At 62.1% G+C, this 24952-nt stretch carries 17 protein-coding genes and 1 riboswitch; of the genes, 16 read left to right on the top strand and 1 reads right to left on the bottom strand.

The features are described 5' to 3' along the window. Positions 1-22 precede the first annotated feature (22 nt). The 4 genes from NUV99_02610 to NUV99_02595 all read left to right on the top strand — a co-directional run bounded on the left by NUV99_02610 (position 23) and on the right by NUV99_02595 (position 11115). Positions 23-2290 carry a hypothetical protein gene (locus NUV99_02610; GenBank protein MCR4419024.1) on the top strand — a complete coding sequence of 756 codons (2268 nt, stop codon included), beginning with the start codon at positions 23-25 and terminating at the stop codon, positions 2288-2290. Between the two features lie 26 nt (positions 2291-2316). Further along, on the top strand, positions 2317-8661 hold the full coding sequence (locus NUV99_02605; GenBank protein ID MCR4419023.1) for an S-layer homology domain-containing protein: 6345 nt from the start codon (positions 2317-2319) through the stop codon (positions 8659-8661). Between the two features lie 279 nt (positions 8662-8940). Beyond that, positions 8941-10554: an S-layer homology domain-containing protein gene (locus tag NUV99_02600; protein ID MCR4419022.1), complete on the top strand. Its 1614-nt coding sequence runs from the start codon at positions 8941-8943 to the stop codon at positions 10552-10554. 20 nt (positions 10555-10574) lie between these two features. Next, positions 10575-10798: riboswitch (cobalamin riboswitch) on the top strand. Positions 10799-10908: 110 nt separating this feature from the next. Continuing rightward, entirely contained in the window at positions 10909-11115 is a 207-nt protein-coding gene (locus NUV99_02595) for a DUF2292 domain-containing protein (GenBank protein MCR4419021.1), read from the top strand. Between the two features lie 475 nt (positions 11116-11590). Here the strand turns inward: NUV99_02595 and NUV99_02590 are convergent, their stop codons facing one another. Then, complete coding sequence (locus tag NUV99_02590) at positions 11591-11983, bottom strand: HEPN domain-containing protein (GenBank protein ID MCR4419020.1); 393 nt, start codon at positions 11981-11983, stop codon at positions 11591-11593. Positions 11984-12213: 230 nt separating this feature from the next. On the opposite strand from NUV99_02590, the gene NUV99_02585 reads away from it, so the two are divergent. The 12 genes from NUV99_02585 to NUV99_02530 all read left to right on the top strand — a co-directional run bounded on the left by NUV99_02585 (position 12214) and on the right by NUV99_02530 (position 24847). Then, positions 12214-13851, top strand: coding sequence for an alkaline phosphatase (locus NUV99_02585; protein MCR4419019.1), 1638 nt, complete (start codon positions 12214-12216; stop codon positions 13849-13851). Positions 13852-14246: 395 nt separating this feature from the next. Continuing rightward, positions 14247-15035, top strand: coding sequence for a nitrogenase reductase (locus tag NUV99_02580; protein ID MCR4419018.1), 789 nt, complete (start codon positions 14247-14249; stop codon positions 15033-15035). 55 nt (positions 15036-15090) lie between these two features. Further along, positions 15091-16509 (top strand): ABC transporter substrate-binding protein, encoded by a 1419-nt coding sequence (locus NUV99_02575; protein ID MCR4419017.1) that lies wholly within the window; start codon positions 15091-15093, stop codon positions 16507-16509. 221 nt (positions 16510-16730) lie between these two features. Then, positions 16731-17681 carry an ABC transporter permease gene (locus tag NUV99_02570; protein ID MCR4419016.1) on the top strand — a complete coding sequence of 317 codons (951 nt, stop codon included), beginning with the start codon at positions 16731-16733 and terminating at the stop codon, positions 17679-17681. Continuing rightward, a complete protein-coding gene (locus tag NUV99_02565) occupies positions 17678-18550 on the top strand; it encodes an ABC transporter permease (protein MCR4419015.1) in 873 nt (290 codons plus the stop codon). The genes NUV99_02570 and NUV99_02565 overlap by 4 nt, the downstream gene beginning before the upstream one ends. A 12-nt stretch (positions 18551-18562) precedes the next feature. Continuing rightward, positions 18563-19561, top strand: coding sequence for an ABC transporter ATP-binding protein (locus NUV99_02560; protein ID MCR4419014.1), 999 nt, complete (start codon positions 18563-18565; stop codon positions 19559-19561). Continuing rightward, positions 19494-20432, top strand: coding sequence for an ATP-binding cassette domain-containing protein (locus NUV99_02555; protein MCR4419013.1), 939 nt, complete (start codon positions 19494-19496; stop codon positions 20430-20432). Before NUV99_02560 ends, NUV99_02555 begins: the two co-directional genes overlap by 68 nt. Positions 20433-20452: 20 nt before the next feature. Beyond that, positions 20453-21049, top strand: a complete 597-nt coding sequence (locus tag NUV99_02550) for a methyltransferase domain-containing protein (GenBank protein MCR4419012.1) — start codon at positions 20453-20455, stop codon at positions 21047-21049. Between the two features lie 227 nt (positions 21050-21276). Beyond that, positions 21277-21696, top strand: coding sequence for a GerW family sporulation protein (gene ytfJ, locus NUV99_02545; protein ID MCR4419011.1), 420 nt, complete (start codon positions 21277-21279; stop codon positions 21694-21696). Positions 21697-21770: 74 nt separating this feature from the next. Continuing rightward, on the top strand, positions 21771-22889 hold the full coding sequence (locus NUV99_02540) for a D-alanyl-D-alanine carboxypeptidase (protein MCR4419010.1): 1119 nt from the start codon (positions 21771-21773) through the stop codon (positions 22887-22889). A 262-nt stretch (positions 22890-23151) separates the two neighbouring features. After that, entirely contained in the window at positions 23152-23370 is a 219-nt protein-coding gene (locus tag NUV99_02535; protein MCR4419009.1) for a hypothetical protein, read from the top strand. 1 nt (position 23371) lies between these two features. Then, positions 23372-24847: a sodium:solute symporter family protein gene (locus NUV99_02530; protein MCR4419008.1), complete on the top strand. Its 1476-nt coding sequence runs from the start codon at positions 23372-23374 to the stop codon at positions 24845-24847. Positions 24848-24952: the final 105 nt, after the last annotated feature.

The raw sequence follows: 24952 nt of genomic DNA, 5'->3' as shown, positions 1-24952 counted from the left end.
TTTTCATGGGAGGTGTCAGCCCATGCTTACCATAAGGAAAAGAAGCGGCAATCGCTTGGTTCTGGCAGCGCTCGCCGCGCTAATCTTTCTTTCCGCTTACTCTTCGGTGCCTGGGAATGCACATGCGGCTAACGGTCCGGAGTTCACCTATCCACCCGCGGTGGCCACCTTAAGTTCCACCTTTGTGGTTATCGAGTATGCCGCCGAGGGGCTCGATATGAGTAGTAGCTATATCCTGTTGTTGGATCATGGGGCGCCGGAGCCCTCGGTGGACAGCATCATAGGCAGTGGTCGCCAGATTGACTGGGGTTGGTACGGCACTGGTAGGGGAACTGGAACGGTGTCTGGCCTCCAACCCGAGCACTCGTACGATGCTTACCTTCTTTTCACCAAAAATGGAGTTCCGGCCACCACGTACAAGCTAGAGTTCACCACCACTGCCAAGGTCCAGGGCTATACCTGGCAGAAGCTTGGACCGGTGGACGCCTCCGGAGTCTTGGTCAACATAGGCCCGGATAGGTTTGTGGTCCGGGGCTCGAAGGCGTCCCAGAACGCGTCCATAGTTGATTTTGCCCAGGGAACCTCGCGCGACCTAGGGTATCCGATCATGAGAGCGTATGCCCTGGCGGAGGACGACTTCTTCTTCACGGAACGGGCCGGATCAGGCACTTACTACCTTCGCCGCAGCGTAAGCGGTGTGGTGTATGACCGGATGCCATGCGAAATAACCAATCCGCAGTATCTGGTTGGGGACAGCAACGAAGTCTTTTCCTTCCGCGAGGGGGTGGCGCGCTATAATCCCGCGCTAAACGTCTGGCAGAAGATAGACTACGAGGCCGCAGGTCTTCCCCAAGCCAGATTCCTCACCGGGGCGTGCACTTCCGGCTACCTGTACCTCGGGGGGTATCTGTCCTCGAACACTAACCGGCCCGTACTCTACCGGTACAACCGAACCAGCGGGGAGTGGGCGGACATCTCGCCGGTGGGCTTGAACCTGAACCGCCTCCAGAGAATATGGGCGCTAAATGACGAGGATATACTCGCCGTTACCAGCGCCGCCTTTGGTGATACTGGACATATTTATCGGTACAGAAACGGGAACTGGGCGGAAGAAGCAGCCTTTGATGTCAGTTATTTGCAGGGTACCACCTCCGGAAGCATTGGGCTGGGTGCCGGCCTGATATTCGTCCACCGGGATACCGCCCAGTTCTTTGACGGCACGAGTTGGAGGGAGCTAGAGCTGCCGGCTGACCTTACCGGCACCCCCAGCCCCACCAACGCCTGCACCGGCCTGGATGGCAGCGTATATTTCGCCATCGGCTCCGACCTCTACAAACTCACCCGCTACGCGCCGAGCGACACCACGCCCCCGGCGATTAACGTCACCGGGCTTAGCGAGGGCATGACCGTGTCCTCCCCGGAGCTGAGCTTTACCGTCAGCGCCTACGACCAAGTGGACGGCCCGGTAGTGCCGGTGGTGAAGCTGGGCGGGGCTGGCGGCCAGGTTATTTTCGGCACCCGCCAGCCAGACGGCAGCTTCCTCTTTGCCGTAACCCTGGCCGAGGGCGAGAACAGCATCCACATCGAAGCCACGGACGATTCCGGCAACCGAGCCACGGCCACCTACACCGTGACTTATAACCCCGCCCCTTCGGACACCACCCCGCCGCAGTTCGCCCCGGGCTATCCTTCGGTAGACAACATAGTACCCACCGGCTTTACGCTCAGGCTCAAGCTAAACGAGCCCGGCACGGCGTACTACCGGGTGGTGGAAGAGGGGGTGGCTCCCGGAAGCGAGTATGAGAGCTGGACCCCGGCAGAGGTGCCGGGCACGGAGGAAGTGAGCCGGTCCATAAGCGGCCTCAGCGCCGGCACGGCCTACGAGATATACCTCATCGCCAAAGACGCGGCGGGCAACTGGCAGAACGCTCCGGTGAAACTTTCCGTCACCCTGCCGCCGGCGGCCGGTGGCGAGCTGCAGATCGAAAGGGTGGGCACCGGCGGCTTCTCCCTGGACGATACCGCCAGCGTAACCGTGAGCATCAGCAACCAGACCACTGCTTCCCAGCCGGTCACCCTGATCGTCTGCCTCTACGACGAGCAGAGCAAGGCCATGGTGGCCTATGATTCGACCTCGCGCGAGGTCGGAGCCGGAGAGCAGGCGGAGCTCACCGCCGGCGGCCTCACCATTCCCTCAAGCGGCGCCTACACCTTAAAGGCCCTGGTGTGGGACAGCTTTGAGGGCATGCGGCCCCTGCTGGCGGTGCCGCTGGTATGGAGCGTAGAGTAAGGCTTTTCGGGGAGGTGTGAGCAAGAATGCTAGCCAGAATGAGAAAGCCGAGCCGTCTCTCCCAGAGGCTGCTTGCCTGCCTGGTAGCCGCCCTTTTGCTGGCCACTTCCCTGGCGCTACCCCCGGGGCAGGCCCGGGCAGAAGAAGTATATGTGCAAAAGTACGACTTCCGGGAAATGCACCCCTACCGGTTGGAAATGCAACCGGCCTCTTCCATCGGCGGCATATTCGACTACGTAAAAGACGGCCTAACCAAGCTGCTGGTTTTCTCCCCCCAGGACATGTACGGGATCAGCGTCTACGGCTCCCTGGTGGCTTACGTGGGGGAGGACCGCTGGACCAGCCTCTACTGCGGCTACAAGGTAGACGCCATTGACCGCAAAAACCACCAGTACGAATTCACCGATCTGTGGGGTCCGGACAAAAACCACATCTATTTGGTGAACCTCGGCACCCAAAGCCCGATGAGCCCCGGCCTCTACCTTTACAACGGCGCCGACCTCACCCGGGTAGAAGGGGTGGAAAACCCGGCCCGCATCTGGGGCCTTAGCGCCGACGAGATCTACGTGGCCCGGGGAGACGGCGGGCTTTACCGCTACGACGGCTTCTCCTGGAGCCTGCTGGACTACTTCGGCGGCAAGACCGTGACCTGCCTGGACGGATTCTCGGTTGCCGACAGCGTCTACGGGACGGTAACCACCGCCGTCTACGCGGGCACGGCCGAAGGCCTGCACTACTTTGACGGTCGGGCCTGGACGCCGGTAACGCCCCTGCCGCAAGTGGCGGGCAAGGCCGCTACCTGCACCGGGAAAACCGCCGACGGGAAGCTCCTGGTGGGCTACGGTCGGGAAATAGCAGTTCTGGACACCGCTACCGGCCAGTGGGCCAGCCTGGGCCAGGCGCCCCACGCGCCTACCAAACTTGCCGGCACGGCTCTGGACGACCTCTACGCCGTCATGGACGGCAAGCTCTACCTGCGCAAGGCCGACGGCAACTGGTACCAGGTAAGAAGGCAGAGCGACGAGTTGCTGGCCGCCACGGTCTGCGACTTCCACGTCTTCGATCGGCGGGACTTCCTGGTGGTGGGGCTGGGAACCCCCTACGCCAACAACTATTTCGACACCCCCATACTTTACTACGGAAGCACCATTCCCGCCCCTCCTCCGGTCAACTACGACCGCGAGGTGACCGCCTACCTCCGGGTAGAGGGCTACGACCGGACCATCATCCCCAGAACCAGGATCAGCGTAGCCCGCTTCGGCCTGGGCAGCGCCGGCGGCCCCTACCTTAACCCGGGCACGGGCTCCTCGGCCAACCCCTACTCCCAGGGCTGGGAGGTGGACCGGTTTGAAGGTCCCACGGCCCTGCACATCCTGCTCAAGGCCCTTACGGATAGGGGCTTCACCAAGCACGACCCAAATAATCCGGTAGACGGCCCCACCGAGTTCGACGTTCAGGACTACGGCTGGGCCCTGTACGTGGCCATGATCGGCGGGGACCGGGAATTCGACCAGGGCCCCATGTCCGGCTGGCTCTACCGGGTGAACGGCTGGCTGCCCAACTACGGCTCTCAGGCCTACTACCTAAACGACGGGGACGAAGTGGTCTGGTATTACTCCGCCACCGGCTTTGACGCCTGGTACGTGAATTTCCGGGCCGACCGGGAGGAAGTGGAGCCGGGCGAAACCGTTCACTTCACGTTAACCGGCGAGAGGACCGATCTTTCCGCCCCCAGCGGGGTGGGCGAGACCGAGGTGCGGCCCATCCCCAACGCCACCCTGCTGGTCAACGGCCAGCCCTGGCTGGTGGGGGATAACCCCGTAACCACCGATTCCCAGGGCCGGGCAGCCATCACCTTCACCGCGCCCGGCACCTACGAGGTGAGCTGCGAGGGCTGGAACATCTTCGGCGCCGACGGCGCGGTAAAGCCGGCCTCCATTCTCATAACCGTGGCCTCCACCACCGGAGACCACCTCCAGGTTTACCCCACGGTGGAGCCCGGCGGTCTGATTACCTTAAGCCTGCAAACCGCCTATCCGGGGCAGCCGGTGACCCTGGTGGTTGAGGCCGATTCCACCCGCTACTACATCGACCAGTTTGACACCGACTCTCAGGGTCAAGCAGAGAAGGTCTTCCGGCTGCCGCCGGGCCGGGAGTACACCGCAGTGGTGGCGGTTGCCGGGGAGAAAGAGGAATTTACGCTCTCAACCCCCCAGGCGCCGACCGACACCACCCCGCCGGCCATCACCGTAACCGGGCTTAGTGACGGCATGAGCGTAGCCTTGGCCGAGCTGAGCTTCACCGTGGCGGCGGAGGACGAAACCGACGGGCCGGTTACACCCGTAGTGCGCCTGAACCAAACCCTCCTGACCCCGGCCGAGGGCGGCAGCTACACCTGCACCCTGGCCGAGGGCAGCAACTCCATCACCGTGGAAGCCACCGACGCCGCCGGGAACAAAGCCCATCGGACCTACACCGTATACTACCAACCCCAGGCGCAGGACGCCCTCATCACCCGGGTACGGCAGGCAATCGGCCTGGTTACCAACTACGTCAAGACCCAGGGAACCTACAGCTCCGACTGGCTGGTGGTGGGGCTTAGGAACGCCGGTGAAGAAATCCCGGCTAACTACCTCAGCAACGTGACCGCTGAGGTCCAGAACTACTTTGCCACCATAGTCAACACCAAGCTGGAAAAGGTAACCGACCACGAGCGGCGGGTTTTGGGCATTGTGGCCGCCGGGGGTGACCCCCGGAACGTGGGCGGCTACAACCTGCTGGAAAGAATATACAACTTCTACATCCCCGCCAACCCGCCCGCCGGCCCCAGCCAGCCCCGGGACATCACCTTCCAGGGGCTGAACGGGGTCATCTACGGCCTGATCGCCCTGGACACCATGCGCTGGCCGATACCGGCCGACGCCCGCTACAGCCGCGACTGGATGATTCAGTACCTGCTGGAGCACCAGAACGCCGACGGCGGCTGGGATCTGGGGGCCACGGGCAACAGCGACGTGGACATCACCGCCATGACCCTCATCGGTCTGGCGCCCTATCGTGACCGGGAGGACGTTTCGGCGGCCATCGACCGGGCGGTAGAGTGGCTGGCGCAAAAACAAGCGCCTGAAGGCGGTTATTACTCCTGGGGCACCTATAACAGCGAGTCCGTGTCGCAGGCCATAATCGCCCTGTGCGCCAACGGCATCGATCCCACCTCGGAGCGGTTCACCAAGAACAAGAATCTGGTGGAGGCGCTGCTGGACTTCCTGCAGGCCGACGGCTCCATCCTGCACACCTTGGACGGCAGCGGCGTAACCGGCATGGCCACCGAGCAGGGCTACCAGGCGCTTCTGGCCTACGACAAGTTCGTGCGCCACAACGGGGCCTATAACGGCGGCCGCACCTCCATCTACTACTTCGGGGAATACGCGGCGGTCAAAGTGGCCGGGAAGGCTACCGACCCCAGCGTGACCCTGGCGGCGGGGAACCGGGAGGTTGCCCAGAGCGACAACGCCTGGAGCATACAACTGACTTCGGGAACGGTGAAGGACAACCTTTCCGCCGCCGATCTCACCCTTACCGGCCTGCCGGCGGGGCTTAGCGCTGCCGCGGCCAAAGGCGAGGGCAACACCGTAATAATCACCGTCACCGGCGCGGCCCATCAGGCCCTAAGCCGCCTCACCCCCGTAACCGTGGTCATAAAGGCCAGCGCCGTAGTCGAGCCCGGGGCGGTCGACTCCGCTCCCATAACCCTATACCTCAACCCCGCACCGGTAAGACAGCAAGAGGTAATGGTCAGCGAGGCCCAAAAAGACCTCACCCTGGACCAAGACAGTCCTGCGGCCACCGTAACCGTGCCGCAAAACGTCACCGAAGCCCGCCTCAACCTAATACCGCTGGTTACTGAAACCGAGGGGCAAAAGCGCGCCACCATCCCCCAAGCTCTAACCGTGCAGGCTGAGACCAGTGCGGGGCAGGTAAAGGTAGAGATACCCCAGAACACCGGCATCAGTGCGCCCCTCACCTGGGCGGGCACCCTAAACCTCCCCACCATCAAGCCCAACAGCAGCGTCACCGTGACCCCGGACCCCGGCAAGACCGCCACCGTGCAGGCAGTCATCGAAGTGGGCGCCGAGGACCAGGAACTGGTCTTTGACCGGGCCGTAAGGCTGGTGTTTGCCGGCCAGGCGGGCAAGGAAGTGGGCTACTACCGGCAAGGCGTCTTCACCAAGATAACCACCGTAATGACCTCCGACAGCCAGCAAGCCGGAGACGCCCTGCCCGCCGGCGGTGACGGCAGAATAGACGTGGGCCAGGACCTGGTGGTCTGGACCAAGCACCTCACCCGGTTCGTCATCTACACCCAGACCACGTCCGGTAGCGGCGGGCAGCCCCCCTCCTCGGGCAGCGTGTCGGTATACATCCGGGTGGAAGGGTATGACTGTACCATAGTGCCGAGGACCAGAGTGGTGGTGGACAACTTCGACCTCACGCCCTACCTGGGACCTGCTTCCGGCATTTCCGCCGAGCCTTCCCCGGGCTGGGGGCCGGACAAGTTGACGAAACCGACGGTGGCCCACGCGCTGATCCGAGCCCTGGAATCCGTGGGTATCGACTGCACGGACCACGATAGCGGCCTGGACCTCCAGGACTACGGCTGGGCCCTCTACGTGGCCATGATCGCCGGCGACCGGGAGTTCGACTACCGCAGCACCTCCGGCTGGCTGTACCGGGTAAACGGGGTCCTGCCCGATTACGGCTGCCAGGCCTACACGCTCAAGGGCGGTGAGGACATCGTCTGGTACTTTGCCGTCTACGGCTTCGAAACCTGGTACACCCAGCTCAGCGCCTCCAAGACCAGCGCCAAAACCGGCGAGGAGATAACCCTCACCCTGACCGGGACCAAGACCGACCTGTCCGGCTCCAGCGGCACCGGCCCCACCGTCAGCGCCAAGCTCAAGGGGGCGGTGATATACGTCAACGGCCAGGAGTACCAGCCGGAGGGCACACCCGTGGCGACCGATGAAAACGGCCAGGCGGTGATCAGGTTCTACCAACCGGGCACCTATGAGGTGTCGGCGGAGAGGTATGACAGCCGGGGCCTGCGGGACATGGTGCGCCCGGTGCCGGTAACCATCACCGTGACCGGAAGCGCCATTGTCCCCGGCGGCCCGGCCGCCCCGGTGAGCGACACCGCCCTGGAGGAGGCCCTCAAGAAGGCTGCCACCACCGGCGTAGTAGCCCTAGAGGCGGACGGCGTGCAAACCCTGTTGGTCTTGTCCAGGGAACAGTTGAGCAAAATCTGGGAGGCGAAAAAGCCGCTGGCCGTCAGCGTTCAGGGAGTGCAGTTTGTCCTGTCCGCCGATAGCCTTAAAGTGCCGGAGGTAACCGCCGCCGGGACGGCGCAACTGGAGCTGAAGGCGCAGAAGCTAGACGCGAGCGCGGTTCGTGATCTGCTCGCCGCTCTGGGAGAGCAGCACCGGCTGGTAGGCGAAGTGTACGAGCTGGACCTGGCGGTAGTGGACAAGGACGGCAAGCGGCAAAGCGTGGCCCGCTGGCCGGACCTCAGGGTGATCCTCCCGGTGCCCGAGGCGGCCAAAGAGGCGGCGGCGGCCGGTAGGGTAAAAGCCTACCGCTACGACGAAGCCAAGCAAAGCTGGGAAGAAGTGGGCGGCACTTACGATGCGGCCCAAGGGACCATAAGTGTGAAGGTAGAGCACCTCAGCAAGTACGCCCTCCTGGAGAGCCTCTCTCCGGCGGCCGCAGCGGCGGTCACCACCGCGCCGGGGACAGCAAAGACCTTCCCGGACATTGCCGGGCACTGGGCGCAGAAAGAAATCGAATTCATGGCCGGCAAGGGCTACGTAGTGGGTATAAGCGAGGACCGCTTTGCCCCCGAGGCCACCGTCACCCGGGCCCAGTTCGCGGTCATCCTGGCCCGCATGGCGGGGCTGGCACCCAACCCCGAAGCCGCGGCCCGGTTTGGCGACATACCGGCTGACGCCTGGTACCGGGGCATGGTGGGGGCGGCGGCCGCTGCCGGCCTGGTATCCGGCACCGGCGAGCGCACCTTCTCCCCCCAGCAGCCCATCACCCGCGAGCAGATGGCGGCCATGATGGTGCGGCTTTTGGCCAAGAGCGGCCCGGACCTGAGCATTGACGACCGGGAAACGGCCCGGTTGCTGGCCGGGTTTGCCGACGCCGGGGAGATCTCCACCTGGGCGAAAAACTCCGTAGCCCTGGCGGTGCGGGAGGGCCTGATGCGGGGCCGGCAGGCCAACCGCTTTGAGCCCCGGGGCCAGTCCACCCGCGCGGAAGCCGCGGTGGTGCTCTACCGGCTGCTGCAGAAGCTGCCGGAGCTGGGGAAGTAGGTGGGAAGTAGCAAGGGAACGGAGGATCAGAGGAGGTAAAATCTAGGGGAGCGGGTTACGGGCCCGCTCCCTGGCCCCTTCTCTAGGCCCCCGGCCGCGGGAGCCCGGGCCGTCGCGGCGCAACTGGGCGCATTGACGGAGGGGCTGGAGCGTGGTAAGATTTAGCTGCCGAGGTATAGCTTACGCAAAAATGCGCCGACCGGAAAGCCGGAGGCACTTCACCGCCAGGGGGGTGCCTCTTGTTTTTATGTCGGCTGCTTGAGGAAAGGAGGGGAGCCATTGGCGGGTAGGAATCCGAGATTGGCGCCGGTGCTTATCTTAACGCTTGCCTTATTCACGGCGGTGTGGTTCAGGCCCGCTCCGGCTGCGGCAGCCGGGCTCAGCCGCGAAGACGTGTACCGGGCGGCGCAGAAAACCATTGCCTACTACCAGGAGGCCTACCGGCCGCGGGAGTACAGGGGCATCTTGGACTGGCCCGCCCTGGGTCTGTTCGGCTTCGGGGAGGATGTGAGCGGGCCCCGGTGGACCGTGAACGGCAAGAACGGTGCCTGGTGGCGGGAGCAGGAAGTGCGGCAGGGCATCGGGCTTTCCAAAACCAAGAATACCGACTTTCAGCGCACCATCATCGGCGTGTGCGCTGCGGGAAAGGACCCTCGGAACTTCGGGGGCTTGAACCTGGTGGAGATCGTGAAAAGCACCATGCTGCCCAGCGGCAAGTTTGCCGATTCGGTGGCGGATAACAAGACCGGTTTGCCAGTAGGCGAAGACCTGGTGAATGCCCATATCTTCGCCATCATCGCCCTGCACTGCGCGGGCGAGCCGATACCCAATCGGGATCGGTGCCTGGAGTGGCTCCAGAAGCAGCAGCATCAGGATGGCGGTTTCACCTGGGACGTGAAATACTTCGACGACCCCAAGGACTACGAACTCGTAGAGTCCGACGTAGACATGACCGCGGCCGCCTTGATGGCCTTCGCCATCCTCGGCGAGGACGAAAGCAACCCGGCGGTGGCCAGGGCCCTGGACTTCCTCAGGAAGAAGCAACTGGACAACGGCGGGTTTCATTCCTGGGGAACGGAGAATCCGGAAAGCTGCGCTTGGGTGATTCAAGCGCTCACCCTCTTGGGGCAGGATCCCATGGGGCCGGAGTGGACCAAGCCCTCTGGCGGTAATCCGGTGAGCGCCCTCCTGAGGTTCCAGCTTCCGGACGGCAGCTTTACCCACGTGCTCCGGGAAGAGGAGAACCTTCCCATCTACGATAACGCCATTTCCACCTACGAAGCCCTGTACGCCCTGGCGGACGCGTACAACCGAAGATCAGTCTACGACCTGCTGCACGAGAAATACCGGCCCCAGGCCCAGAAGTACCTGTTCAGTGACTACCAGCCGGGCCAGTTCGGTTTTGACGAGACCATGGAGCTGGTCTACAGCTACGTGCTCTCCGGATATGCCGACGGCACCTTTCGGCCCCAGGCACCGCTGACCCGGGCGGAGTTCGCCAAGTATCTGGTGTACGGCCTGGGGCTGAAGGGAGAAACGCAGAACAACCGGGGCTCGGACGTATTTCGGGATGTGGCTCCAGGGCATTGGGCAGATGGGTGCATAGGGGTATGCGCCGCCCGGGGGTACGTAGGAGGCACGAGCGAAGGAGTCTACTCTCCAGGGGCAAACATAACCGGCGAGCAGCTTATGGCCATCCTGGTGCGGGTGGCCGGCCGGGAAAAGGAAACCGAGGCTTTGCGGGAGCCGGGAAAGGGGTGGGCGGAGGGGTATATCCGGGTGGCAGAGAGTTTGGGTTGGCTCTACCCCGGGTTCGAACCGCAAAAGCCCGTCACCCGCGCCCAATGTGCCTGGAGCGTGGCGCGGCTGAGAAGAATAGTAGGGACTAGGTAAACGGGTAAAGACCAAAAAACCGAATAACCGACCGTCGGGGTTCCGCGGAAAGAGCGGACTGAGAGGGAACCGGGTGCGAATCCCGGGCGGTCCGGCCACTGTGAGCGGGGAGCAACCCTCCAGGGTGCCACTGTCCGGCTAGCGGGCGGCCAAGTGCGCAGCGCTGGCGCCGGTGAGGGGCGGGAAGGCGGAGGGAAGCCAGGAGCCGCAAGCCAGGAGACCTGCCCCGACGGCCACTGCTCCCAGCCTTCCGAGGAAAGGCGGACAGCTGCAACCGTGCTCAGGCCGTTTAGATCGGCGTGGTGGCATCGGCGGGTAAGACCCCGGCTTCCTTTCGGAGGCCGGGGTCTTTATATGGGCCAGGCGGAAATCTCGCACGGGAAGGTGATGCGCGTGGAAGCGAGAAGGCCGGAAGCCCTGGTGACCGAGGACGAACTGACGGAAAAGGAAAGGAAACTGCTGGACTTCATTCGGGGCATAGAGTACGGGGAGATTAGCCTTATTATTGAAGATTATGAGCCCGTAAAGATGGACCAGATAGTAAGGAAGATCAAGTTATGAGTTGGCGTTTCACTTGGTGTAACGCCTATCTGGCAGTCAAGTAATCCCTGGGCTTACATCTCAGCACGCCATAAACCCTGCGCCCGCGGCAAACGCCGGGGTGGCGCAGGTGCTCGTAGTGAGACATTTCACAGCGGTTTGGACGGCGCAAGGCTTCACTCCGGCTAGAAGCCTGCGTATTCTATAGTTTCTTGGCGAACTAGAACGTCGTAAAGAAAGCTCGTCTTGCTGAGGCGTTCAACCTGTACCTCCTCAGGAGTGCAGGCTAGAGGATCAACGGGCCTCCTTACTTTGGCGATGGCCCTACCCAACACCTGGGCACGCTTCATAAAGGGCATGGCGGCAAAATCGGGGGAAATGACCAGCAGGTCTATGTCACTATCCGGTGTTTGGGCGCCTCTGGCGCGTGAGCCGAAGAGTATCACCTTGTCGACTCGGAGGCCCTGTTCCCTAAGCGCTTGGACAAAGTCGCGAATTACGGTTTCGGTATCACTTGGTTCTTGACGCATTGTAGGATCTCCCTCGCTCGGGCGAGATGCTCCCCCGCTATCCTTCGCGAGTACTCTTTCATCGCTGCCTTGAGGTCCTTTGGATAGCGGGCGCTGGGCCCGACAGCGTCCAGCAGTCCGAGAAACTGAATTTGTTCTTCAGTTAGCGCTGCCTGCGCAAGCTCTGCCAGATAGACCAGCTTGTGAGTTCTCGGTGGAGCCTGGCCCGTCCTTTGTACGAACACGGCTTTAAGGGCTTTCTCTAGCGCAAGCTGGATCATGAAGACGCAGTAAATGTACTTGCGAGCCTTGAACATGGCCTCAGCCGCGGAAAAGTCGTATTCAGCCTGATCCATCCACTCCTGCTCGGGACCGATCATGATGCTCTGCTCACCTAGCCCCTCCTCCACAGTTCAGAATATCAGACGGAGAAGCGCCAGACAAGAGCGGGGGCAAACCAGTTGCACAACAGCAGGCCTACGGGTCCGGTGCGTTTCGCTCTGCTAACCTGCTGCCAACGCAGTTCTAACAGGTGGCCAATGCCGGATTAATATTGCCCGCGTATAATCACCCGCGAGAACTATATGCCGAGAGGAGAGGTGAAATTGGGATGCGCACGCGAACAGTGAGGCTTTGGACGGCAGTTCTGTTGGTTGTGGTGCTTTTCGTCGCGTCAGTGAGCTGGGCGGCGCCGCCGGCTGCCGGGTCGGGGGTGAGGAACGCGATCATCCTGATCCCCGACGGCCTAAGCCTGGACGCCATCACCCTGGCCCGGTGGTACCAGGACGGCAAGCCCCTGGCCATGGACGAGATTATCTGCGGCTTGGTTAGGACCTACTCCGCCGACGCTCCCATTGCCGATTCCGCCCCCGCGGCCACCGCCTTTGCCACCGGGTTTAAGTCTCACACCGGTTACGTAGGAGTCCTGCCCGACGTGGCCGCCATGCCCGGCCAGGCCCCGATTGACCCAAGCGAGGCCCGGCGGCCGGTGGCCACGGTTCTGGAGGCGGCCCGGCTCGCGGGCAAGGCCACGGGACTGGTGGTCACCTGCGAGCTTCCCCACGCCACTCCGGCGGGCTTTTCCGCCCACTACCCGGACCGCAATAATTACGACGATATTCTGGAGCAGCAGGTCTACCAGGGTCTGGACGTGGTGCTGGGCGGGGGGTATCAGTATATGGCCGCCAAGGCCAGGAAAGACGGAGAAGACCTGGTGCAGGTGGTCAAGAGCCTGGGCTACGAGTATGTTACCACTCCGGAGGAGCTGCGTTGGTCCACCGCCGACCGGATATGGGGGATGTTCGCGCCCAAGGACCTGGCCTACGATTTCGACCGGGACCCGGCCAAAGAGCCCAGCCTGGCGGAAATGACCCGGAAGGCCATTGAGGTGCTTTCCCGCGATCCGGAGGGCTTCTTCCTCATGGTAGAAGGCAGCAAGATCGACTGGGCGGCCCACGCCAACGACCCCATCGGGGTAATAAGCGATACCCTGGCCTTTGACGCCGCGGTGAGGGCAGCCCTGGACTTTGCCAAGCGGGACGGCCGCACGGTAGTAATTGTGGTTCCCGACCACGGCAACGGTGGTATTAGCATTGGCGATGGCCAGACCAGCAGCAACTACGACAAGCTGACCCTCTCCGACTTCCTGGCTCCTTTGAAGCAGGCCAAACTGACCGGTGAAGGAGTGGAAAAGAAGCTGAACCCGGACCGGAGCAACCTGGTGGAGGTAGTGCGAACCTACTATGGGATTACCGATCTTACCGAGGAGGAAATCAAGGCCCTGAAAGAAGCGCCGGCCGGACGCCTGAACTACGTGCTGGGCCCCATAATCAGCCGGCGGGCGCACATTGGCTGGACCACCAACGGCCACACGGGCGAGGATGTTGTCCTGGGCGTGTACTCGCCGAGCGGTCAGCGGCCCGAGGGGGTAGTGGAGAATACTAAGGTGGCCAGGTACATGGAAAAGAGCTTGGCCCTCAACCTGCAGCAGGCGACCGAGCAACTCTTCGTGCCGGCACTAGCCGCCTTCAGGGCCTTGGGAGCACAAGTTTTCTGGGACGAAAGCGCACCCTCCCACCCGGTACTAGAGGTGGTCAAAGGCAATACGGTGCTGAGGCTGCCGGTGAACAAGAACCTGGCCGAGGTAAATGGCCAAGCGGTTACGCTTGAGGGCATAACGGTTTTCAACGGCAAGGAAGTGTATTTCCCGCGCGAGGCCCTATCTCTTCTGGGTGGGGCGGTTCCCTAACTGCCCTAAGGTTCTCCTCTCTACTTCCTGGGTGGGCCGGCATTCTCCGGAGTGCCGGCCTTTTCTCAATCGTTTTCGTAACGTAACGTTGGACTAAGATTCCTGGCAGGAATATGGGAGGAAGAGGGCGAATGACTAATATTAACGCTCAAAACCCCTGGTACGAGGAACCAGGGAACAGAGGGCCCCCTACCCAACGATCCTCGCGAAATACTTTGCCCTGCTTGGAGCAGGGAAGGACTCAGTTCATAGCTCGGGACTTGTTTACACAGGGCCACGGAGGCCACGACTCCGGCTGGAGCCGGGGTGGATCCGTGGCCCTATTGCGTCTGAAGGCCCGGTAGCGCGCCCCAGTAGCGCTCAGGTCGGGCAGGAAATTGAGGGAGGTGGTCCCATTGCCCAAAATCCTCGTGTGTGGCCGGGGTGGCAGCGGGAAGTCTACGCTGGTGGCCCTGTTGGCCGGGTGGCTGGGAGAAGACGGGAAAGCGCTGGTTGTGGATGCTGACGAGTCCAACCTGGGGCTAAGTACGATGCTCGGGGTGGCACCGCCGGGCAGGACCCTCATGGACCACTTGGGGGGCAAGCCAGCCGTGAGGGAAAAGCTCATGGCTGCCATCCAGGGTCAGAAAAACGAGGATGTGCGCCTGTTCGCAGAAGAGATTAGCTTGGACACCGTGCCGTCGGAATGCGTGTCCTGGAGCGGTGGTATAGGCCTGCTGCAGGTCGGAAAAATCGAGCACGCCATGGAAGGTTGCGCTTGCCCCATGGGAGCGGTGGTACGCGACTTTCTTAACCGCCTGGTAGTGGCACCCGGCGAGTGGGTACTGGTTGATACCGAGGCCGGGGTGGAACACTTCGGCCGCGGGGTTCTGGAAGGCGTCGATAGGGTAGTGATGGTAGTCGATCCTTCCCGTGACGCCGTAGTCCTGGCTGAAAAGGCGGCGACACTGGCTAAGGAAGCAAGGAGAGATTTCAGTGCGGTCCTGAACAAGGTAAGCGGGGAAACGGAGTCGGTATTGAGAGAAATGTTGGCGTCAAAGGGCATCGAGATTGAAGGCGTGCTAGCCCATTCGCCGGCTCTCGCCCGGGCTGGCCTTCGTGGCCTTCCGCTGAACACGGCTCTTCTTCGCCCGGAACTGGTGCAACTGAGAGCCGGACTCGGAGGAGTCCTTGCATCGGAATAGTGGCCACACATGAGTTACTGTACTCTTCACTACCCGAAACAGGGAGGGAAACTCGATGAAAAAGAAGCCTTTAACCTGGTTGCTTGCCTGCGCGATGATCGTGGGTTTGTTCGCGGGTTGCGGGAAGCAGACGGCAACTCAAGGCGGGGGATCCCCGAACTCGGCGCAGGTCCTTACCGTGGCGGTTGCCTCCGACGTCAACACCTGGGATATTAGCCAGTTCCCGGACGGTGATGCCCGGTTTGTCTGGGCGCAGATCTACGAGACCCTGGTGCGGCTGGACGAGGACCTCAACCTGATCCCGGGTCTGGCCGAATCGTGGGAAGCCCAGGATAACGGCAGGGTGTGGATATTTCACCTCAGAAGGGGCGTGAAATTCCACGACGGGACCCCGTTTACGGCCGAGGCCGTAAAATACTCCTACAGCGATAGAACCTACGTGGTTCAGGCCAAGACGCTTCAGTTCGAGAGCATAGAGGCCATAGACGACTACACGGTGAAGTTTACCTGCAAGGCCCCGGTTCCCCTGCCCACCTACCTAACGCACGTGGCCTGGCCGATCGCCAGCCCCACCAGCCTCGACGCCCAGGGCAATTTTGTTGCCCCCATAGGGACAGGGCCCTTCCGCCTGGCCGGCCATGCCAAGGATCAGGAAATCGTGGTGGAAAGATACGAAGAGTACTGGGGAGAAAGACCGAAACTGGAAAAGGTAATTTTCAAGATTATACCTGATCCCTCCACGCAGGTTCTGGCCCTAACCGCCGGGGACGTGGACATGCTCATCAAGACGCCGGAGCAAGAGGTTAGGAATCTGGAGAAGGACCCCAACATCGAGGTGTACCGCAAGCTAACCACCTTTACCGATTTTCTGCACTTCAACTGCAAGCGCGAGCCGTTCAGCGAGGTCAACCTGCGCAGGGCCGTGGCCTACGCGATTGACACCGAGAGCATAGTCAAAAACGTTCTGGACGGCATCGGCGTGGCGGCCAGCGGCCGTCCCTACTCCCCGGTAATGCTTTATTCCGCGCCCGATCTGCCTCTTTACCGCCCGGACTTGGAAAAGGCCAAGCAGTTGCTAGCTGCCGCCGGTTACCGCGATAGCGACGGTGACGGAGTGGCGGAGAAAGACGGGAAAAAGCTGAAGATAGACCTCCTGGTGGCGCCTTCCTGGAGTGCCAGGGAGCTCAAGGAGGCCGAGGCGGTCCAGGCCCAGCTGGCCAGGGCGGGCTTTGCGGTAGAAGTAAAGCAGCTGGAGAGTGCGGCCCTGACGCGGCTGGAGAACGAGGGGAATTTCGACCTGATCCTGCGGACCGGTTTCTTCGTCTGGGGCCCATACCCGCACCACGTTCAGCTCCACCATTCGAAGAACTACAGGAGCCATTATGCCAATCCGGCCTATGACCGCCTGGTCGAGTTGGGTAGGAGCACCAATGACGAGCAGGAAAAAACATCTACGCCCAAATCCAGCGGATGATCCTGGAGGAAGTGCCCGCCTTTTACATTGTTCACGAGGAAAAGATTGTGTCTACCCGAAAGAACGTGCAGGGCTTCAAGATCACCGCTGAAGATCCCTGGCTGGACTTGAAGAGCGTCTACCTCGAGTAAAGCCCGGCCCCGTCCTGGCCTGCCCTGAAGGCGGGGCAGGCCAGGACGAACACTCGGCCAGGCAAGCTCTGCAGGCTGGGGGTGGTTTCGGTGCTCAGGTTCGTGGCCAGGCGCCTGTTAATGACGGCGGTGGTGATCCTGGGGGTCACGGTGCTGACTTTCTTCCTGATGCACCTTGCCCCCGGTGATCCGGCGGAAATGGTGGCCATCGCCAGATATGGAGCGGAGAATCTTACTCGCGAGCAGATCGAGGTCATAAGAAAGGTTGAGGGCCTGGATGCCCCCCTCCACGTGCAGTACGCCAAATGGCTTTACCACGTAATCAGAGGCGATTTCGGGCGCTCCCTGAGCACCGGCGAGCCGGTGCTTGAAGAGATCTTGCTCCGCTTTCCGGCCACGCTGAAGCTGGCGTTCGCCGCCATGATCGTTTCTTTACTCATCGCCATTCCCGTAGGAGTGGCTTCGGCGGTGAAACAATACTCCCTGGTTGATTACCTGGGCATGGCCGGGGCGCTGATCGGGGTTTGCGTGCCCCATTTCTGGCTCGGTCTGCTGTTGATTCTTCTGTTTTCGGTGCACCTGGGTCTCTTGCCGGTGTGCGGTTACGGGGGATTAAGGCACCTGGCGCTTCCGGCTCTTACTCTGGGCAGCGCCACCGCGGCCGTAACCGCCCGGCTGACAAGGTCCAGCATGCTGGAGGCTTTGAGCCAGGACTACATTATCACCGCCAGGGCCAAGGGGCTGCCGGAGCGGGTGGTTGTGGCCCGGCATGCCCTCAGGAACGCCTTCATCCCCGTAGTGACCATGATCGGCCTGCAGTTCGGCCACCTGCTCGAAGGCGCGGTAGTGGTGGAAAGCATCTTTGCCTGGCCCGGCGTGGGAAAGCTCCTAGTGGACGCCATCTTTGACCGGGACTTCGCCTTAATCCAGGGCTGCGTAATCCTTTTCGCCCTGGTCTTTGTGGCCATTAACCTGGTGGTAGACATCCTTTACGTTCTGTTGGACCCCAGGATCAGGTACGAAGGTGAGGCACGGCCGTGAGCGTCCTCCTGAGCGGAAGCGGGACGAAGACCGGCCTGCTGGGCCGGCTGAGCAGGAACCGGATGGCCCTGGTGGGCTTTATCGTGGGGTTGTTTCTGGTCCTGGTGGCCGTGCTGGCGCCGGTTCTGGCTCCTCACGACCCCTATGAGCAGGACCTGAATCAGGCTCTGCTCCCTTTGAGCCGGGAATACCCCTTCGGGACGGACGATCTCGGCCGGTGCGTATTCAGCCGCGTGATTTTCGGCACCAGGGTGTCGCTTCAGATCGGCGTGTTCGTCACCGTCATCACGGTTCTTCTTGGCGTTGTTTTGGGGCTGGTGGCCGGGTACTGGGGTGGGGTGGCAGATGAAGTAATCATGAGGCTGGTAGACACGTTGCTGGCCTTTCCGGGTCTGGTGCTGGGCCTGGTCTTCGCCGGTCTTCTGGGACCGGGGCTCTTCAATGTGATGCTCGCCCTGGCCCTGGTGGGCTGGACTTCCTATGCGCGCGTGGTTCGGGGTGCCGTTCTGGCGGTCAAGGCGAGAGAGTTCGTGGAATCAGCCAAAGCGCTCGGTGCCGGTGACCTATACGTCCTGTATCGGCATGTCCTGCCCAACATCAGCGCCCCGGTCACGGTGATGGCCACACTTGACATCGGCCGCGTAATTCTGGTGGCGGCCAGTTTAAGCTTTCTGGGATTGGGAGCGCAACCCCCGGTTGCCGACTGGGGGGCAATGCTGAATGGGGGGAAGGCCTTCATCCGGAGCGCACCTCACCTGACCGTGTTTCCCGGCCTGGCCATCATAATTACGGTAATGGCGTTTAACTTCCTGGGTGATGGGCTGCGGGATCTCCTTGACCCCCGGCAGAGGACAAGGGCGCCGGAATAGGAGGTGGACGGCGTGGGCTTTCTGCTCAGTATCCGGAACCTGAGCATCACCTTTTTCACCGAAGACGGGCCGGTGAAGGCCGCCGACGACATAAATCTGGACATTACGGAAGGGAAAACGGTGGGTCTTATTGGGGAAAGCGGCTGCGGCAAGTCGGTACTCGGTTTGTCCATCTTTCGTCTTTTGCCGGGCAATGCCCGTATAGAGGGCAGCATTTATTACCGGGGGCAGGACCTCCTGAGAATGAGCGAAGCGGAAATGCGCCGGCTGAGAGGCAGGGAGCTGGCCCTGATACCGCAGAGCCCGTCGACTTCCCTGAACCCGGTCCTCACGGCCGGCGTTCAGATCGCGGAGGCGCTGCGGCTCCACCAGGGGCTGACTCCGAGGGAAGCAGAGGCGGCGGCAGTGCGACTGCTTCGTTCCCTGGGGCTCCCGGCGGCGGAGAAGACGGCCCGGCGCTATCCGCACCAACTGAGCGGGGGCATGAGGCAAAGGGTGCTGGCAGCCATGGGAGTTGCCGGGCAACCCTCGCTGCTGGTTGCTGATGAACCCACCAAAGGTTTGGACGCGGGCATCAGAATGCAGGTGGTGGAAGTGCTAGGCCTCCTCACCCGGGCAAGCAAGCTCACCATGCTTCTGATCACGCACGATCTGAGGGTGGCTGCCGCTCTCTGTCAGGAAGTGGCGGTAATGTACGCCGGCGAGGTCATAGAGCACGGCCCTGCCGAGCACGTGCTGGCCCACCCGCTGCACCCCTACACCAAGGGCCTTATAGGCTCGCTGCCCCGGAACGGGCTGGTGCCCATTCCGGGGCACAGTCCCAGCTTGGTGGACTCGTACCCGGGGTGCAAGTTCTATCCCCGTTGCGCCAAAGCCAGCAAAGCCTGTGCGGAGGTCCGGCCACCCCTGGCTCGGTTGAACGGATGCACGGTGAGGTGTCTTCATGTTGCTGAAGGTAGAGGACCTGAAGAAGGTCTTTGCCACGGGGGTCTTCAAGAGAAAGCTCATTGACGCGGTAGACGGGGTGTCCTTTGCGCTCGCTCGCGGTGAGACGCTCGGGCTGGTGGGAGAGAGCGGTTGCGGCAAGTCCACCCTGGGTCGGGCCGTCCTGGGTCTGATTCCTCCCTCCGGCGGCCGAATTCTATTTCACGAGCTGGAAATCACCCGGGCAAGCCGGGCGGACCTAAAGTGGCTGCGGAGGAAAATGCAGATAATGTTCCAGCATCCGGAGGCAGCGCTAGATCCCAGGATGAGGATCTACGACAGCCTGGTGGAACCCCTCCGCATCCACCGGGTTGTGGGGAGCCGGGCCGAAGAGCAACGCCTGGCGGCCGAGCTCATTGACCTGGTAGGACTGCACCCGGAGCACCTGAACCGGTATCCTCACGAGCTAAGCGGGGGCCAGATCCAGAGGGTGGTCCTGGCACGCATCCTATCCCTGGAGCCGGAGTTTATCGTGGCCGACGAACCCACTTCCATGCTGGATGCGTCGGTCCAGGCGCAAGTGCTTAGACTGTTCAAGGAAGTCCAGAGGCGGTTTAACATTGCCTGCCTCTTCATCTCCCACGACCTGGAGGTGGTCGCCTGGATCAGCGACCGGGTGGCAGCCATGTACCGGGGAAGCATCGTTGAACTGGGGCCGGTGGAAAAAGTCTGTAAGGACCCGAAGCACCCCTATACCTCCCTGCTGGTTGGTGCCTTTTTCGGTGCCGGGCACCGCGGCCTGGGGTCTGGAAAGGTGCCGGATCTTGCCGAGGAGGTCGGCCATACATCCGGCTGCAAGTTCTATGCCGCCTGCCCTTCGGCAGGCAAGGCGTGCCGGGTAGCGCCCGGATTGAGGGAAGTGCAGAAGGGCCATTTCGTGGCCTGCTGGGAAGTCTAGCTCCGGAGGAGGGTAGGCGCGTGGAGACTACGGTTCGAGAGTACTTCAATCGAATGGCCGCCAGGTGGGACGACCTTGTCCCGCCAAAAACCCCCTGCCAACTCAAACGACTTGTAGAGGAGCTTGCTATCGCCCCCGGAAGCCGGGTGCTTGACGTGGGAACGGGCACGGGTATTCTGTTGCCCTTCCTCCTGGAGGCCGTGGGCCCGCAGGGCAAAGTGGTGGCCCTTGACATCGCCGAGGAGATGCTGGCACGGGCCCGCGCGAAATACGGCCACGTTGTAGAGTACGTGGTCGGTGATATTGCCTGCGCCCCCTTTCTCAGCGCTGATTTCGACGTGGTAGTTTGCAATTCGTGTTTTCCCCACGTGGAGGATAAGCTTCGCGCCGCCCAGGAGATGGCGCGGGTTCTGAAGCCCGGAGGTAGGGCAGTAATCTGCCATGCCATGAGCCGTGAAGCCGTGAATTCCCTTCATGCCTCCCTGGCGGGGATAGTGCGCCACCATCTTCTGCCGGACGAGGAAGAAATGGCGAGGATCTTCACCGGCGCCGGGTTCGCGAGGGTGGACATTGCCGATACCCCTGAACGGTACCTGCTCACGGCCTGGAAGCCGTAGCCTCCAACCGAATTGGAGATTTGTGGCAAATAAGAGCGCGAGGGGCGCGAACCCGTTCGGGTGTAGAACAGTGCGGCGCCGCCACAAGCCTCCAAGGTGCCTGCCCTTTGCCAGGGTTCGGCGAGGCTGAACTTCTGGCGGGAGGATTGCGTGGTATGCTAGTGTGGGCTTCCCGGCATACCTAGCCCTGGGGTGAGACATGTTAGTTAGCGGAAAGGGTGAGAGCCGTGGACAGCCATCCGATAGAAGGTTTGATGAAGACGGCACTAGAAAGTATTAAGCAAATGGTACAAATCGAGATGGTCGTTGGGGAGGCAGTAGAAGCGCCGAACGGCACGGTGATAATTCCCGTTTCCCGCGTTAGCTGCGGCTTCGTGGCAGGAGGAGGGGAGTATCAGGGGCCGGAAGCACAGCGCAGCTCGCCTTTTGCCGGAGGAAGCGGGGCGGGGGTGTCGGTAGTCCCCATCGGTTTCCTGGTGGTAGGCACCCACCTGCGCTTCCTGCCGATCGAAACCAACGCCGTAATGGAGCGCCTGCTGGACATGGTCCCCGACCTGATCGACAAGATTAAGGGGCAGAGCGGGCGGCGACTGGAAGGGGAGGGTAAGGTGAGTATAGAAGTACAGGATTGGCGTCCTACCCAGTAGGTGAGGGGGTAGGTGAGCAAGGGAGAAGCCGGGGGTGAGGAGCCATGGGCACACCGCGCCGTCGGTGGCCATGGGTGGTCTTACTGGGTATACTCGTTTGGCTCTGGAGCGTTCCGGCCCACGCGCAGAACGAGCCCGAGATCGGCGCCGCTGGCGGGGTGCTGATGGATGCGTCCAGCGGCCGCGTGCTTTACGCGAAGAACCCCCACCTGTCTCTTCCTCCGGCCAGCACTACCAAGATAACTACCGCCATTCTGGCTCTAGAACGGGGCCGCCTGGATCAGGTGGTTAAGGTGAGCAAGGAGGCGGCGGAAACGCCGGAGGCCGCCATCTGGCTTGAGGAGGGCGAGGAATTAACCCTCGAAGAGTTGCTGTACGCTCTCATGCTGCGGTCGGCGAACGACGCGGCGGCGGCCATAGCCGAAGCGGTTGGTGGCACCCAGGAAGATTTTGTCGAGCTCATGAACGAGAGGGCGCGAGAGCTGGGGGCTCGGGACACGCACTACGTGAATCCCCACGGCCTTGATGATCCCGATCACTACACTTCTGCCTACGATCTGGCCGTTCTTACGCGACATGCTCTTACGCTTCCCGATTTCCGCCGGATCGTCAGCACCAAGCAAAGGACCATCCCCTGGGCGGGCCACCCGTGGGAAAGGGTATTACATAATCGCAACCGACTTCTGGTCGGGCCCGATCCGTACCCCGGGGCGATAGGAGTGAAGACGGGTTATACTCGGCGCGCCGGCTCCTGCTTGGTGGGTGCGGCCCGGCACGGCGACCTGGAGCTCATAGCCGTGGTGCTGAACTCGCCCGACATGTACGGGGAAGTCAAGGGTCTTCTGGATTACGGCTTTGAGCATTTTCGCTCGCAGGCAGCAGTGCGCCGGAACCAGCAAGTGGCTTGGCTTCCGGTCAGCCGCGGACAGGCTGACCGGGTGAAGATCGTGGCGGGGAGCGACGTAAGGGTGGCGGTGCGCCCCGAAGAAGCTGCCCGGATCGAAACCAGGTTTACCCTCCCTCCGCAGCTCACGGCGCCGGTGGCGCAAGGGGAGATAGTAGGCCGAATCGAAGTCCTTCTGGACGGGCAGGAAATGGGCACGGCCAACCTGGTAGCTGCGGAGGCAGTTTCGCGCCGCGGTTTCTGGTCTTATTTCCTGCAGGCGCTGCTGAGCGTCTTCTCTTTCGGTTGAGCGCCCGCCCCTTCGTGGCGGGCTACGCGTATCCACATTGGGGCTTACCGGCTGGTGGGAGCCGCCCTGGTCTTCCGTCCGCCGATGCGCCAAGTGCCTCTTAACCCTCGGCAGTGGTTGATTCGACTAGCGACTAGTATTGGCGAGGACGGTCAGGGCGTGCCCTATGCGCCTGCGGCTACGCCACCCAAGTGGTCGCGGAGGTAGAGGTATCGCCACGCGGCGTCTCTAACGTCAGTCTTGTTAAGGGAGGGACGAGCACATGCCCGCTGGGAAGCCTGAATTGGCCGAGAAAAGCCTGACCGGTGCCCGCGTGGGTTGGGTGGTTTGGTTCTGTTTGCTGGTGCTATCCGCCTTTATTGTGCCCTTTACCCTACTACGCAACGTGGTAAGCGCGGCGGGGGCTTTTCTCTACTGGACCGTCTTCGCCCTGGTGGCCATGGTATCGATTGTCGGCGTGATGCGGAGATGGAGGGATTAGCGTGAACGCCTTCTGGGTCTACCTGGCCGTCGGTATTTACATTGTGATAGGCATGGTGGTGGCGTTTGTAGCCCGGCGTGGACTGGGCCAGAGCATGAGCGACTTTTTCCTGGCCAACCGCACCCTGGGCAGCTTCGTTAACGCCCTGAGCTACAGCGCCACCACCTACAGCGCGTTCATGTTGGTCGGCCTTGCCGGCCTCACATATCAGGGCGGGGTGGGCGCACTCGGCTTTGAGCTGATCTACCTCTCGGGCCTGCTGCTGGCTGCCTTTTTTGGCCCGCGTTTCTGGCTGGCGTCCAAGGAGTGGGGTTACGTGTCGCCGGCGGAAATGCTGGGTGACCGCTACCAAAGCCGCGCTCTGGCCGTCGTCGCCTCGCTCGCCTGCATGATCTTCCTCATTCCGTACAGCGGCGTGCAGCTCATGGGGATAGCCTACCTCATGCAAGGGGTAAGCAAGGGGGCCATACCTTTTGCCGTGGGGGTAATCCTGGCCACGGTGCTGGCCATTGCCTGGGCCTGGATCGGGGGCTTGCGCTCTGTTGCCTGGACGGATGCGCTGCAGGCGTTGATAATGCTGGTCACAGCGATCGCCCTCGTTTTCTTGGTGGTCTACGTGGACATTGGGAGTTTCGGCAAGCTCTTCGGCCGGTTGGGCAGCGAGTACCCGCAGTGGCTTACGGTGCCCGGCCCCGGCTACTTCAAGTTCCAGACCTTTCTCGGCCTGACTCTCCCGTGGTTCTTCTTCTGTCTTTCCAACCCCCAGGTTAGCCAGCGCCTTTTCGTGCCGGCTTCGCTGTCCAGCATGCGCCGCATGATTGCCGGCTTTCTCGTTTTCGGTTTCGTTTACACGCTGATCTCGGTAACGTGGGGCCTCTCGGCGCGGGTGCTCCTGCCCAATCTGCCCCAGGCGGACATGGCTACGCCCACCCTTCTCGGCTCAACCTCCGTGCCGCTGGTACTGGCCCTTATTGCCATGATCGGCGTCACCTCTGCGGCCGTTTCCACCATCGATTCGATCCTGTTAACCCTTTCTTCCATGTTCGCCCGTGACGTCTACCGCAATCTCACGGCACAGGCCGACGACCTCCGACAGTTGGCCGTCGGCCGATGGGTCATTCCGATTATTTCGGTGCTGGCCATGGCCTTTGCCTTCCTCAAGCTTGACCTTATCGCCGTGCTTTCGGTAGCCTCTTCGGCTGGGCTGCTGGTGGCGGTGCCGGCCATATTCGGCACCTTCTTCTGGAAGCGCGGCACGGCAGCCGGGGCGATTGCCAGTATCGTGCTGGCCGGCGTCTTCGTGACCTATTTCCAGTTTGGCAATGTAAAGCCTCTCGGCCTCTGGCCGGGTGTATGGGGCATAATCCTGGCGACGGTGGTGTTTGTGGTGGTGAGCGCCCTGACCAAGCCCCCCGAGGGCGGTGCCGCCTTCGTTGACCGAATCAACGGGCTCTTGCGGGAGAAGAACGCCTTGTAAAGCGGTGGTTCCCCATCATCTGGAGCCATGGGGTGCGGCGAGTACCCGCTGCCGTGCGTGGTATCGGCCGCGTGGACCCGACCAGAAACCATGCGGAGCGCTCGA

This window comes from Clostridia bacterium, from assembly GCA_024653205.1.
Classification (GTDB): Bacteria; Bacillota; DSM-521; order Neomoorellales; family SLTJ01; genus JANLFO01.
Note: the sequence above shows the minus strand (reverse complement) of the source record. Positions and strands in the feature narration are given on the sequence as shown.